Genomic DNA, 12,977 nt, shown 5'->3' on the forward strand with positions numbered 1-12,977 from the left:
GGCTTCATGTTCGACAAAGTGCTCATCGCCAACCGCGGCGAAGTCGCGGTCCGTGTTATCCGCGCGTGCCGCGATATGGGCATCAAGACCGTCGCCGTTTATTCCACGGCCGATGCGGACGCGCTGCACGTGCAGCTTGCCGACGAGGCGTATTGCATCGGCGGTCCGCGTCTTGCCGAGAGCTACCTCAACGACGATGCTGTGCTCACCTGTGCCGTAAAGTCGGGAGCTAAGGCAATTCATCCCGGCTATGGCTTCTTTTCCGAGAAGGCGAGCTTTGTACGCGACTGCGACAAGTATGGCCTGGCTTTTGTCGGTCCTTCGGCCGAGGTGATCGACAGCATGGGCGACAAGGACGCCGCACGCCGAACGGCTGCCGCGGCGGGCGTACCCATCGTGCCGGGCTGCGATTTGCTCAAAAGTCCCGAGGAGGCGACGGCCGAGGCCGAGCGCATTGGCTGCCCCGTGCTTATTAAGGCGCGTGCGGGCGGCGGCGGTCGCGGTATTCGTAAGGTCGAGCGCGTGGAAGATGCGGCAAAGGCCTTTATTGAAGCACGCGCCGAGGGCGAGGCCGTTTTTGGCGACGGCGAGTGCTACATGGAGAAGTTCGTCGCGCCGGCGCATCACGTTGAGGTGCAGATTATGGCCGATAAGCAGGGCCATGTGTTTTCGCTCGGCGAGCGCGAGTGCTCGGTGCAGCGGCGCAACCAAAAGCTAATCGAGGAGAGCCCCGCGCCGTGCCTCGACGGACACGACGACATTCGTGCTCGCATGCACAAGGCAGCGCGTGACCTGGCTCGTGCCGTCGGCTACGAAGGAGCCGGTACCATCGAGTTCCTGTATTCGGACGACGGCAATTTCTACTTTATGGAAATGAACACGCGCTTGCAGGTGGAGCATCCGGTTACGGAGTTTGTGACCGATACCGACTTGGTCAAGTGGCAGCTGCGCGTGGCAGCCGGCCAGCCTCTGCCCTTTGAGCAGGAGGACATGCCGGTCCGCAACCACGCCATGGAGTGCCGCATCAATGCCGAAACGCCGGACTTTCTGCCGTCATGCGGAACGGTCACCGCGTTGCGTGTGCCGGGTGGTCCGCGCGTGCGCTGGGATTCCGCCATGTTTACCGGTGCGAAAGTTCCGCCGTACTACGACTCCATGCTTGGCAAGCTCATCGTGTGTGCGCCCACGCGTGACGGCGCTATTCGTAAGATGCGCTCGGCCCTGGGCGAGCTCGTGATTGAGGGCGTGAGCGAAAACAGCGAGCTTCAGCTCGACGTGCTGGCAAACGACGAGTTCTTGTCGGGCATGTACCACACCGATCTGATGGGGCATCTCTATGCTGATGAATAGAAAAGCGAAAACGGTCAATGTCCTTGAGGGGCCGATAACCGAGTCGTGCGCCGAGTTTCCCGCACGCCACGTGTTTATCAAGTGCCCGGAGTGCCGCCGTGTGATCGATGAGGCACGCCTGCACGACAACCTCGAGGTCTGTCCTCGTTGCGGCAAACACTTTCGCGTGAGCGGTCGCGCGCGCATGCGCATGACGGTCGACGAGGGCACGTTTGAGGAATGGGATGCCAATCTGGCGTCGGAGGACTTCCTCTCGTTTCCCGGCTATGCCGACAAGCTCAAGAACGTGTGCGAGCGTTCGGGCGAGCGCGACGCCGTTGTGTGCGGCAGGGGCAAAATCTGCGGTTGCGATACCGCGCTCTTCTTTATGGACGCCAACTTTATGATGGGCTCGATGGGTTCCGTGGTGGGCGAGAAGATCTGTCGCACATTTGAGCGAGCGACCGAGCTTGGATTGCCAGTTGTCGGCTTTACCGTTTCGGGCGGTGCACGCATGCAAGAGGGCGTGACATCGCTTATGCAGATGGCCAAGATTTCTGCGGCGGTTAGGCGCCATAGCGAGGTGGGCGGCCTGTATATCACGGTGCTCACTGATCCCACGACCGGAGGCGTAACCGCGAGCTTTGCCATGGAGGGCGATATTATCCTGGCCGAACCCGATGCCCTGACGGCATTTGCCGGCCCGCGCGTGATCGAGCAGAACATGCACAAGCGCCTGCCCAAGGGATTCCAGCGCTCCGAGTTTTTGCTGGAGCACGGCTTTTGCGATGCCGTTGTTCCGCGTGGCGAGATTGCGCTCACGGTAGGCGAGCTGCTGGCACTGCACGAAGGGCACGCGCCCGGCCTGGGGGCACCGCATGAGATCGTGCATACGGGTCGTCGCGGCAAAAAGCTGGGACACTTGTTCAAACGCTCGACCGCACCAAAAACCGCGCTCGAGATTGTCAAGCAGACCCGCTCGGCAGATCGCGCCACGGCGGGCGAGATGATCTCGCTGGGCCTGGATGGATTTGTGGAGCTGCACGGCGACCGTTACTTTGGCGACGACGCCGCCGTGGTGGCTGGCATTGGCTGGAAAGACGGGCGACCCGTGACGGTCATCGCCATCGAGCGCGGTACCACGACCAAAGAGCGCATGCGTCGCAACTTTGGTATGGCACATCCCGAGGGCTACCGCAAAGCGCGTCGCCTGATGCGCCAGGCCGAAAAGTTTGGTCGACCGGTTCTGTGTCTGGTTGATACTTCGGGCGCGTTTTGCGGCATCGGTGCCGAGGAGCGCGGCCAGGGCGAGGCGATTGCCCAGAATCTCATGGAGATGAGCGGCCTCAAGACGCCGATTGTCTCGGTGGTGACAGGCGAGGGCGGCTCTGGTGGCGCGCTGGCGCTGTCCGTGGCCGACCGCATCCTGATGCTCTCGAGCTCGGCCTATTCGGTCGTGAGCCCCGAGGCCTGTGCGTCGATCCTGTGGAAGGATACCGAGCGCGCGAATGAGGCCGCCGAGGCGCTGAAGCTCACGGCCCCCGATCTGTTGGCGCTCGGCATCATCGACGGCATTGTTGACGATAGGGGCCTGTCGCATGAGGAGATCGCCGGTGCCGTCATGTCCTCGGCATTTGATGCCTTCGATACGCTTGGGCAGCTCGACGACGCAGCCCTCACAAACCTCCGCTACGAAAAGTACCGCGCAATCGGTCAGTACCGCACGATGTGACAAAGGGAAAGCTCGCATGTCACATTGGGAAAGGCGTTCCATGTCACAAGTTTCTAACACCTCGTTTACAACAACGGTTTCATCAAACGCCATGGCCGTGGTGGACTATCTGTCCAAAAGCATGATGTCGGCGCTGCCGTTTATTGTCTGCGCGGCGTTGTTCCGCACCGTCGCCGTCATTATGGGCGAGGGCATGCTGGGCCTGTGGTCTGCCGATTCCGAAATCTATCGCCTGTTCTACAGTTGGCTCTATAACGCCGGCTACTACTTTTTGCCCATTTATCTTGGTTGGGCGGCCGCCCGTCAGCTCGGTTGCTCGGAGCAGCTGGGCATGATGCTGGGCGGCGTATTGATTGCGCCCGATCTGCTTAAGCTCGTCGATGCCGCATCGACGACGGGGGCATCGATGACTTCCGTGTATGGTCTGCTTCCCGCGCCGGTCAACGATTACACGACGACTGTTATTCCGGTTCTCATCTCGGTGCCCGTGCTATGGCGAGTGGAGTGTTTCTTTCGGCGCGTTATCCCCAAGGCCGTGGCGTTTTCGTTCGTTCCGTTTGCAACCATGCTTGTCATGGTTCCGGTTTCGCTGTGCATTACGGCGCCGGCGGGCAGCTATCTGGGCATGCTGTTGGGCCAGCTTATGTTTATGCTTGGCAATTCCGGTGGCATCGTGTCGCTGCTCACGCTCATGGGGCTTGCCGCGGGCTGGGAGTTCCTTAAGATTGCGGGTGTCAGCAACGTTGTCCTATCGCTTGCCTATGCGCAGTTTATGAGTGTGGGAACGGATTCGTGCATCCTGATTGCCGCGACGATGGCAACGTTCGCCGTTTGGGGCATGCCCTTTGGCGCGTCGCTTCGCGTTGCGGATAGGGACGAGAAGGCGCTTATGCTGGGCTACTCGATCTCGGGCGTACTTGGTGGCGTAAGCGAGCCGGCGCTGTACGGCTGCGGCTTCAAATACGGCAGGTGCCTCACATGTATGGCCATCGGCGGCGCCGTCGGAGGCCTTGTTGCAGCCGTGGGCCACGTTACGGCCTATACCATCGGCATGACGAATGTCCTCATGGTCATTGGCTTTGCCACGGGCGGTATCTCGAACCTGCTGTGGTGCTGCGCTGCCGGCGGCACGGCATTTGCGGCGTCTGCGGCGCTGAGCTACTGCTTTGGCGTGGTGCCGACGAAGGGGCAGGCGGCAGAAGACGGAGCCGATTCACCCAAAACTTCGAAGAGCGTGGCCGAGGCAAGCGCATAAATCGATCGACAAGGGGACAGCCCCGCATGTCACATTCCAAGGCCGTGGCCCGTGTGGGTTGCGGCCTTTTGTATCTGGGGGACAAAGTGGCTACACTACAATCCGTTTGAGCAATAGATATATAGGTAGTACCGTGGGGGCGGATGCAGATGGTCGAGTGGATTGTTAAGCGCGCGCAGGGCGACCGTGCACGTGTGGGTACGTTGACGGGCATGGTGTGTATTGTCGCCAATGTGGCACTATGCGCTGCGAAGGGTGCAATTGGCGTGCTGTCGGGATCGGTTTCGATCGTAGCGGATGCCATGAACAACCTGTCCGATGCCAGCTCGAATATCGTGAGCGTGCTGGGCTTTAAGCTGGCGAGCAAGCCGGCCGACCCCGAGCATCCGTACGGCCACGGTCGCTACGAGTATCTCTCGGGTCTGGTCGTGGCGGCACTCGTGCTGCTGATTGGCGTTGAGCTGGTGAAGTCCTCGGTTGAGCGCGTCATCCACCCCGAACCTGTCGAGTTCTCGCTTGCCCTGGTGGCGGTCCTGGTGCTTTCGATGGTCGTTAAGCTCTGGATGGCGGCCCTCAACCAAAAGCTCGGCAATCGCATTGAGTCCGAGACGCTGCATGCGACCGCGCAGGATTCCAAGAACGATGTCCTTGCCACAGGCGCCGTGCTGGCATGTGCGATTGTTTCGCAGGTGACGCACATCAATCTTGACGCATGGGTTGGCCTTGCCGTTGGCGCCTATATTGGCTGGAGCGGCCTTGAACTTATTCAAGATACGGTGAGCCCGCTTTTGGGCCAGTCGCCCGATCCTAAGCTGGTCAAGCACATTCGAGACAAGATCATGAGCTATCCCGGCGTTTTGGGCGTTCACGATTTGATGGTTCACGACTACGGCCCGGGCAGGAAGTTTGCAAGTGCGCACGCCGAGATGGCGGCCGAGGCCAGCCCGCTGGAAAGCCACGACACGCTCGATAACATCGAGCAGTCGTTTAGGGTCGAAGACGGCATGATTGTCACGCTCCATTACGACCCCATCGTGACCGACGACCCTAAGGTGGCGAGCATGCGTTTACGCATCAATGCCATGGCCCAACAGATCGATAGCCGCCTTTCAATTCACGATTTGCGCTGTGTGCCGGGTCCTACGCACACCAACGTGATCTTCGACTGCGTGCGTCCCTCGGATCTGCAGATGAGTGCCGAAGACTTAAAGCACGCGCTGGCACAACGGGTCGAATCGGAATACCCCAGGTCGATTGCCAAGATTACGATCGACGAAGACTACGTAGGACATACCCACGAGTAAGGCTGTGCCGGCAAAGCAGGTTATGCAGAAGGGGAGAGCATGAAGAAACTGTATCTACTCCGCCACGGTCAGACGGAGTTCAACGTCAAAAAGCTGGTCCAGGGCCGCTGCGATTCGCCGCTGACCGACCTTGGCCGCAAACAAGCGGGAATGGCAGCCGCATGGCTCAAGGCCCACGACGTTGTCCCCGACAAAGTGGTCTCTTCGCCTTTGGGTCGAGCCATGGACACAGCTCAGCTCGTCGCTACCGAACTCCTCGGCCCGGACGCAGCAGTCGAGCCCTACGAAGGCATCATCGAGCGCTGCTACGGCACCTTCGAAGAGGGCCCACACGACGCGCTACCCACCGACGTCTGGGATCCGGGCGAGGACTTGGTCCCCTTCGGAGGAGAGGGAAGCCGCGCGCTGCAAGAACGCATGGTAGGTACCCTCACCAATCTCATGGGCTCCGAGGGCATCGAAACCCTCCTAGCAGTAAGTCACGGCAGCGCCAGCCGCCAATTCATCAAGGCTGCAGTCCCAGAGGGCTTCGAGCTCCCAGCAAAACTCCCCAACTGCGCCATCATGATCTTCGATTTCGATGATGCGCGAGAAGAGGACGATACGCCCCAACGCAAGTTCACCCTCCAGCAAATAGTGGACCCCCAACAAAGTCATTAGCCTGAGCGAGCAAGGTTTAGCAGACATCTACGTGGCGTTCCCAGTGTGCGGCGGAGGGGGCGGGCCTGAGGCATATTAAGGTTGTCGCGAGTTCCGCACGAACAGGAGAGCACTTAATGTGCTCTCCGTCGTGAGCAGGACTGTAGAGCAGCAACCTTAATATGCCTCAGGCCCGCCCCCTCCGCCGCACACTGGGAACGTGCCACGCACTTTACCTGCGTAAACAATGTGAGTGAAATATGAATCTCGATGGATACGCCCGCAGCCGTGTATACTAAACAGCTGTGTGAAACCAGGGGAGTATTCTGGCTGGACAAAATGCCTGCTTAATAGGGTTGTCAGGTAGTCCGGACGCAATACAAGGCTGGGGAGCACGTCGTGTAAGTAGTGGTCCTCTAGGGGCGTACGCTCGGTGGTGTACGCATTGTCCCAAGACCACGCGAGAGTTGGGATCATATCTTGATCAGCATGATTCTCGGCCGCAAGATTGGCATGACCCAGGTTTGGGACGAGGACGACAACGTCGTTCCCGTCACGGTCATCCAGGCTGGCCCCTGCGCTGTCTCGCAGGTTAAAACTCAGGCAACCGACGGCTATGACGCCGTCCAGATCGGTTTCGGCGACATCAAGGCCAAGAACGTGAACAAGCCCATGGCTGGTCACTTCGCCAAGGCTGGCGTCGAGCCTGTTCGCTTCCTTCGTGAGGTCCGCGTCGAGAACGGCGAGGAGCACAAGGTCGGCGAGGTCGTCACCGTCGCTGATTTCGCTGATGTCGAGAAGGTCGACGTCATCGGTACCTCCAAGGGTAAGGGCTTCCAGGGTCGCATCAAGCGCTGGGGTCAGCGCCGCGGTCCTATGACGCATGGTTCTCACTTCCAGCGTCACCCCGGTTCTATCGGTCAGTGCGCCTATCCTGCGCGCGTCCTCAAGGGCGTCAAGATGGCCGGTCACATGGGTAACGAGCGCGTTACCGTCAAGAACCTTTCCGTTGTCCGCATCGATGCCGAGCAGAACCTCATCTTGGTCAAGGGCGCTGTCCCGGGTGCCAAGAATGGTCTCGTCGCCATCCGTATGGCCTAAGGGCCCAGCCCATTTAGCCCAGCGTCATACCAAGGAGAACACTTAAATGGCAAAGTTTGAAGTAAAGAACAGCGAGGGCAAGAAGGTCGCCGAGGCCGAGCTCGCCGCTGAGGTGTACGGCATCGAGCCGAACATCCACGTTATGCACCACATCGTCAAGTGCCAGATGGCCTCTTGGCGTCAGGGCACCCAGTCTGCTAAGGGTCGCTCTGAGGTTTCCGGTGGCGGCAAGAAGCCTTGGCGTCAGAAGGGCACCGGCCGTGCCCGCCAGGGTTCCATCCGTGCTGCCCAGTGGCGTCACGGTGGCGTTGTCTTCGCCCCCAAGCCCCGTTCCTACGCTAAGCGTATGAACAACAAGGAGGTCAAGCTGGCTATGCGCTCCGCGTTGTCCGCCAAGCTGGCCGATGGCGAGCTCGTGCTCGTCGACGACTACGGCTTCGAGAAGCCTTCCACCAAGGCTGCCGTCGCCATGCTCAAGGCTCTCAGTCTTGAGGGCAAGCGTCTGACCATCATCGTTCGCGATGAGGACGTCAACGCCTACCTGTCGTTCCGCAACATTCCCAAGACGTTCATCATCACCGCTGACGAGGCCAACACCTACGATCTCGTCAACAACAACGCTGTGCTGATGCCCGCCGACATCGCCGCTCACTTCGGGGAGGTGCTTGCATAAATGACCGCCCACGAGATCATCATCCGTCCGATCGTGTCCGAGCGTTCCTTCTCCGGCATGGAGCTGAACAAGTACACGTTCGAGGTCGCCAAGGATGCTAACAAGTATCAGATCAAGGACGCTGTCGAGGAGATCTTCGGCGTCAAGGTCGTTCGCGTGAACACCCTGACGGTCAAGCCCAAGACCAAGCGCGTGCGCTATGTCGCCGGCAAGACCCGTTCTTGGAAGAAGGCCATCGTCACGCTGGCCGAGGGCGACACCATCGAGGTCTTTGGCAACCAGGCCTAAGACTCGCTGCTGTTGAGTGAGCTCATGCCTCCCAAATAGGGGAGGCGAGAGCTCAAGGTTTTGGGCGTATAAAATGGACACGCCCGGAACCGTGTATACGTCCGGTGTCATCGCACCCGAGGCAGAACCTCGAATCCCTGTCTGCGATGGCTAACGGATTCCTATTGAAAGGGATTGTAATGGCTGTAAAGCACCTTAAGCCGACCTCCGCTGGTAGGCGTTGGCAGACGATCTCCGATTTCTCCGAGATCACCTGCACCAAGCCCGAGAAGTCTCTTCTCGAGCCCCTGCCCAAGAAGGCCGGTCGTAACAACAACGGCCGCATCACCACCCGCCACCAGGGCGGCGGCGTGAAGCGTCGTTACCGCGTGATCGACTTCAAGCGCAACAAGGACGGCGTGCCCGCCAAGGTTGCCACGATCGAGTACGATCCGAACCGTTCCGCTCGCATCGCTCTGCTGCACTACGCTGACGGTGAGAAGCGCTACATCCTGGCCCCCAAGGGCCTCGAGGTCGGTCAGACCATCATGTCCGGTTCTGACGCCGACATCAAGTCGGGCAACGCTCTGCCCCTCGCCGACATTCCCGTCGGTACGCTCATCCACGCCGTCGAGTTCCAGCCGGGCAAGGGCGCTGCTATCGCCCGTTCCGCCGGTAACTCCTGCCAGCTGATGGGTAAGGAGGGCAAGTACGCTATCGTCCGTATGCCTTCCTCCGAGATGCGCCGCATCCTCGTTACCTGCCGCGCCACCGTCGGTGAGGTCGGCAACGCCGATCACTCCAACATCGTCATCGGCAAGGCCGGCCGTAAGCGTCACATGAACGTGCGCCCGACCGTCCGCGGTACCGTCATGAACCCTGTCGACCACCCGCACGGCGGTGGCGAGGGCAAGAACCACACCTCTGGTCGTCCCTCCGTTACCCCCTGGGGTAAGCCGACGAAGGGCCTTCGTACGCGCAAGAAGAAGAAGGTCTCGAACCAGCACATCATTCGTCGCCGTAAGAAGTAATTTCGGATACCGAGTTTTAGGAGAAAGCACTTATGAGCAGAAGTCTCAAAAAGGGCCCGTTCGTGGAGACTCGCCTTCTCTCGCGTATCACCGCGATGAACGAGGCTGGCAAGAAGGACGTCGTGAAGACCTGGTCCCGCGCGTCCACCATCTTCCCCGAGATGGTTGGTCACACCATCGCCGTCCACGACGGCCGCAAGCATGTGCCCGTGTATGTTACCGAGTCCATGGTTGGTCACAAGCTCGGCGAGTTCGCGCCGACTCGTACGTTCCGTGGCCACAAGGCCAAATAGGGGGTTAACCGTAAATGGCAACTAAGTCTATTGAAACTGAGGCCACCGAGGTTCGCGCCGTCGCTAAGTACGTGCGTGTTTCCCCCAGCAAGGCCCGCCTGGTGGTCGATCTGATCCGCCGCAAGCCTGTCGCTCAGGCCTTCGACATCCTCCACTTCTGCGACCGCGCCGTCGCCGTGGATGTCGAGAAGGTTCTCCGTTCCGCCGTTGCGAACGCCGAGAACAACAACGGTCTGCGTGCCGACAACCTGGTTGTCGCCGCTGCCTATGTTGACGAGGGTCCGACGCTTAAGCGCATCCGTCCCCGCGCCAAGGGTTCCGCTTCTCGCATTCTGAAGCGTACTTCCCACATCACCGTCGTCGTTGCTCCTCGAAAGGAGGCGTAAAGCTGTATGGGTCAGAAAGTCTACCCCACCGGCTTCCGTCTTGGCATCACCGAGAACTGGCGCTCCCGCTGGTTCGCAGAGAAGGATTACGCTAAGACCCTCGGTAACGATCTCGAGATTCGTAAGTACCTCGAGAAGCGTCTTTCCCGCGCAGCTGTCTCCCGCGTCGAGATCGAGCGCGCTGGCGACAAGGTGAAGGTCATCATCCTCACTGCTCGCCCCGGCGTTGTCATCGGTAAGAAGGGTGCCGAGATCGATACCCTCCGTACCGAGCTCGAGAAGGTCGCTGGCGTCTCCAAGGGCCAGCTCTCCGTCGACGTTGTCGAGATCAAGCGCCCCGAGCTCGACGCCAACCTCGTTGCTCAGTCTATCGCCGAGCAGCTCGAGGGCCGCGTTGCCTTCCGTCGCGCTATGCGCAAGGCTGTCCAGTCCGCCCGCAAGGCCGGCGCTAAGGGCATCCGTATCCAGTGCTCCGGTCGTCTCGGCGGTGCCGAGATGGGCCGTCGTGAGTGGTACCGCGAGGGTCGCGTGCCTCTGCACACCCTCCGTGCCAAGATCGACTACGGCACGGCTGTCGCCAGCACCACCATGGGCGCTTGCGGCGTGAAGGTCTGGATTTACCTGGGCGAGAAGCTCCCGGGTCAGCCTGTTCCCAACCCTGCACTCGAGGGCTCTTCCCGTCCTCGTCGTCGTAACTCCGAGAGGAGGGGTCAGTAGTGCTTGCCCCTAAGCGTATTCTTCACCGCAAGGTGCAGCGTGGCTCCATGAAGGGCCAGGCCAAGGGTAATACCGAGCTGCATTTCGGCGAGTTTGGTATCCAGGCTCTCGAGGCCCATTGGATCACCAACCGTCAGATCGAGGCCGCTCGTATTGCCATGACCCGCTACATGAAGCGTGGCGGTCGTGTCTACATCACGATCTTCCCCGATAAGCCCATCACCAAGAAGCCTGCCGAGACTCGCATGGGTTCTGGTAAGGGTAACCCCGAGGAGTGGGTGGCCGTCGTCAAGCCCGGCCGCATCATGTTCGAGGTCAAGGGTGTTCCCGAGGAGGTCGCTCGCGAGGCTCTGCGTCTTGCGCAGCACAAGCTCCCCATCAAGACCAAGATTGTTGCTGCTAAGAACGCTGAGCAGCGCATCGAGAAGGAGATGGCTGAGGAGGCCGCTCTCGAGGCCAAGTGGGCTGCTGAGGACGCCGCCGCCGCCAAGGAGGAGAACTAATGAAGCCCGCAGAGATTCGTGAGCTCTCGGACGCTCAGCTCGTTGAGAAGCTGAAGGAAATGCGCGCCGAGCTCTTTAACCTTCGTTTCCAGATGGCCACCAGCCAGCTGGACAACACCGCTCGCGTCAACACCGTGAAGAAGGACATCGCTCGCGTCCTCACGGAGCAGCGCGCCCGCGAGATCGCAGCGGAGAAGTCCGCTGTCGCCGAGTAGGACCTAAGGAGAGAACATGACTGATTCGCGTAACTCGCGTAAGGTCCGTACGGGTGTCGTTACCTCCGTCTCCGGTGCCAAGACCATTGTTGTCACCATCACCGAGCGCAAGCGTCACCCCAAGTACGGCAAGATGATGACCAGCTCCAAGAAGCTGCACGCTCACGACGAGGAGTGCACGGCTGGCGTGGGCGATACCGTCCGCGTTATGGAGACCCGTCCTATGTCCAAGATGAAGCGTTGGCGCCTCATCGAGGTCGTCGAGCGTGCTAAATAAGCAGTCGCTCTTACGACTTGTACGTTTCCGAAGATGTGCGTATGCCTGGCTTGCATACCACGGGCCGTATAAAGGCTGCGCACCTCTCTTCGGTTCTTAGTTCGGAGGAACATCTACCATGATTCAGATGCAAACCATGCTGAACGTCGCCGACAACTCCGGCGCTCGCAAGATTCGCTGCATCAAGGTGCTTGGCGGTTCCAAGCGTCGTTATGCAGGCATCGGCGATGTGTTCATCGGTGCTGTCCAGGAGGCTACCCCTGGCGCCAACGTCAAGAAGAAGGACGTTGTCCGTTGCGTCGTCGTTCGCACCGTTAAGGAGATCCGCCGCAAGGATGGCTCCTACATTCGCTTTGATGAGAACGCCTGCGTTGTCATCAACAACGATGGTTCGCCCGTCGGCACCCGTATCTTCGGGCCCGTCGCTCGCGAGCTTCGTGACAAGAAGTACATGAAGATCGTCTCGCTCGCTCCCGAGACCCTGTAGTTAGGGGAGATATATGTATATCAAGAAGGGCGATAAGGTCCAGGTTCTCTCTGGTAAGGATCGCGGCAAGCAGGGCGTTGTCCTGCGTGCTCTCCCCGCCGAGAACAAGGTCGTTGTCGAGGGCGTTTCGGTCGTCAAGAAGGCCGTCAAGCCCAACGCTGCCAACCAGCAGGGCGGCATCGTTTCGCAGGAGGCTCCTATCGACGCCTCCAACGTCAATCTCGTTTGCCCCGAGTGCGGTAAGGTTACCCGCGTCGGTCACGAGAAGGACGGCAAGAACAAGCTGCGCGTCTGCAAGAAGTGCGGCCACAAGTTCTAAGCTGCCCGCAACATCAAGTTGCTAGCAAAGGCCCGGATGCCCCAAGGCACCCGGGCCTTTTTCTATCCCTACTCATTGGGGACAGACTTAAATGACTTGTCGTTGGGGATGTTCTTAAACGGCTAGTTGATGGGGACAGTCTTTAGATTTGTATATCTGGCCATCTGGGATAGGCTTCAACGAAAGCGGCACCTAGGGACAGTCCTTTGATGTCTGGTGCCCCCAGAGGGGTGAAGTAATGCAGCTGGCTCTGTCTTTAGGGCTATGGTGCTCCGCCCCTATATGTTTCACAAGGTTTGTCGCATGCGCATTTACGCGCAGAGTCTTGCGCGATGATGCGCATGGCCGCGCAAATATCTGCTAACTATGGTTAAATAATGACCGATAAACAAATAACACGCAAATACAAGCAAATGCGCGCGCATTTGTGCGAATATAAGGCTGTTGGA

Annotated in this window: 16 protein-coding genes and 1 pseudogene; all 17 read left to right on the forward strand. The window is 59.7% G+C overall.

The features are described 5' to 3' along the window. Positions 1 to 6 precede the first annotated feature (6 nt). The 17 genes and pseudogenes from AAA021_RS08050 to rplX all read left to right on the forward strand — a co-directional run bounded on the left by AAA021_RS08050 (position 7) and on the right by rplX (position 12,528). Positions 7 to 1,350, forward strand: a complete 1,344-nt coding sequence (locus AAA021_RS08050) for an acetyl-CoA carboxylase biotin carboxylase subunit (protein ID WP_035137491.1) — start codon at positions 7 to 9, stop codon at positions 1,348 to 1,350. After that, positions 1,337 to 3,061, forward strand: a complete 1,725-nt coding sequence (gene accD / locus AAA021_RS08055) for an acetyl-CoA carboxylase, carboxyltransferase subunit beta (protein ID WP_349088796.1) — start codon at positions 1,337 to 1,339, stop codon at positions 3,059 to 3,061. The genes AAA021_RS08050 and accD overlap by 14 nt, the downstream gene beginning before the upstream one ends. A gap of 40 nt (positions 3,062 to 3,101) precedes the next feature. Further along, complete coding sequence (locus AAA021_RS08060) at positions 3,102 to 4,316, forward strand: PTS transporter subunit EIIC (RefSeq protein ID WP_349088797.1); 1,215 nt, start codon at positions 3,102 to 3,104, stop codon at positions 4,314 to 4,316. 149 nt (positions 4,317 to 4,465) lie between these two features. Next, on the forward strand, positions 4,466 to 5,620 hold the full coding sequence (locus AAA021_RS08065) for a cation diffusion facilitator family transporter (RefSeq protein WP_349088798.1): 1,155 nt from the start codon (positions 4,466 to 4,468) through the stop codon (positions 5,618 to 5,620). A 39-nt stretch (positions 5,621 to 5,659) separates the two neighbouring features. Further along, complete coding sequence (locus AAA021_RS08070; protein WP_349088800.1) at positions 5,660 to 6,280, forward strand: histidine phosphatase family protein; 621 nt, start codon at positions 5,660 to 5,662, stop codon at positions 6,278 to 6,280. Between the two features lie 459 nt (positions 6,281 to 6,739). Beyond that, positions 6,740 to 7,360 carry a 50S ribosomal protein L3 gene (rplC, locus tag AAA021_RS08075; protein WP_035137484.1) on the forward strand — a complete coding sequence of 207 codons (621 nt, stop codon included), beginning with the start codon at positions 6,740 to 6,742 and terminating at the stop codon, positions 7,358 to 7,360. Positions 7,361 to 7,406: 46 nt separating this feature from the next. Next, on the forward strand, positions 7,407 to 8,033 hold the full coding sequence (gene rplD, locus AAA021_RS08080; RefSeq protein ID WP_349088801.1) for a 50S ribosomal protein L4: 627 nt from the start codon (positions 7,407 to 7,409) through the stop codon (positions 8,031 to 8,033). After that, the gene (rplW, locus tag AAA021_RS08085) at positions 8,034 to 8,321 is read left to right on the forward strand and encodes a 50S ribosomal protein L23 (RefSeq protein ID WP_022094197.1); all 288 of its coding nucleotides are present in this window, start codon (positions 8,034 to 8,036) and stop codon (positions 8,319 to 8,321) included. 179 nt (positions 8,322 to 8,500) lie between these two features. Beyond that, complete coding sequence (rplB, locus tag AAA021_RS08090) at positions 8,501 to 9,331, forward strand: 50S ribosomal protein L2 (protein WP_349088803.1); 831 nt, start codon at positions 8,501 to 8,503, stop codon at positions 9,329 to 9,331. Between the two features lie 32 nt (positions 9,332 to 9,363). Further along, positions 9,364 to 9,624 carry a 30S ribosomal protein S19 gene (gene rpsS, locus AAA021_RS08095; protein ID WP_006235035.1) on the forward strand — a complete coding sequence of 87 codons (261 nt, stop codon included), beginning with the start codon at positions 9,364 to 9,366 and terminating at the stop codon, positions 9,622 to 9,624. A gap of 14 nt (positions 9,625 to 9,638) precedes the next feature. Beyond that, on the forward strand, positions 9,639 to 10,010 hold the full coding sequence (gene rplV, locus AAA021_RS08100) for a 50S ribosomal protein L22 (protein WP_006235036.1): 372 nt from the start codon (positions 9,639 to 9,641) through the stop codon (positions 10,008 to 10,010). A 6-nt stretch (positions 10,011 to 10,016) separates the two neighbouring features. Then, positions 10,017 to 10,727 carry a 30S ribosomal protein S3 gene (gene rpsC / locus AAA021_RS08105; RefSeq protein ID WP_006235037.1) on the forward strand — a complete coding sequence of 237 codons (711 nt, stop codon included), beginning with the start codon at positions 10,017 to 10,019 and terminating at the stop codon, positions 10,725 to 10,727. Next, positions 10,727 to 11,122 (forward strand): annotated as a pseudogene (gene rplP, locus AAA021_RS08110) (50S ribosomal protein L16); the annotation flags it as partial. The gene rpsC and the pseudogene rplP, both read left to right, overlap by 1 nt. 107 nt (positions 11,123 to 11,229) lie before the next feature. Then, the gene (gene rpmC / locus AAA021_RS08115) at positions 11,230 to 11,445 is read left to right on the forward strand and encodes a 50S ribosomal protein L29 (RefSeq protein ID WP_006235039.1); all 216 of its coding nucleotides are present in this window, start codon (positions 11,230 to 11,232) and stop codon (positions 11,443 to 11,445) included. Positions 11,446 to 11,461: 16 nt separating this feature from the next. Further along, entirely contained in the window at positions 11,462 to 11,722 is a 261-nt protein-coding gene (gene rpsQ, locus AAA021_RS08120; protein WP_006235040.1) for a 30S ribosomal protein S17, read from the forward strand. A gap of 118 nt (positions 11,723 to 11,840) precedes the next feature. Then, a complete protein-coding gene (gene rplN / locus AAA021_RS08125) occupies positions 11,841 to 12,209 on the forward strand; it encodes a 50S ribosomal protein L14 (protein ID WP_006235041.1) in 369 nt (122 codons plus the stop codon). Between the two features lie 13 nt (positions 12,210 to 12,222). Next, entirely contained in the window at positions 12,223 to 12,528 is a 306-nt protein-coding gene (gene rplX, locus AAA021_RS08130; RefSeq protein ID WP_006235043.1) for a 50S ribosomal protein L24, read from the forward strand. The last annotated feature ends 449 nt before the right edge of the window (positions 12,529 to 12,977 follow it).

This window comes from Collinsella sp. CLA-JM-H32, from assembly GCF_040098165.1.
GTDB lineage: Bacteria > Actinomycetota > Coriobacteriia > Coriobacteriales > Coriobacteriaceae > Collinsella.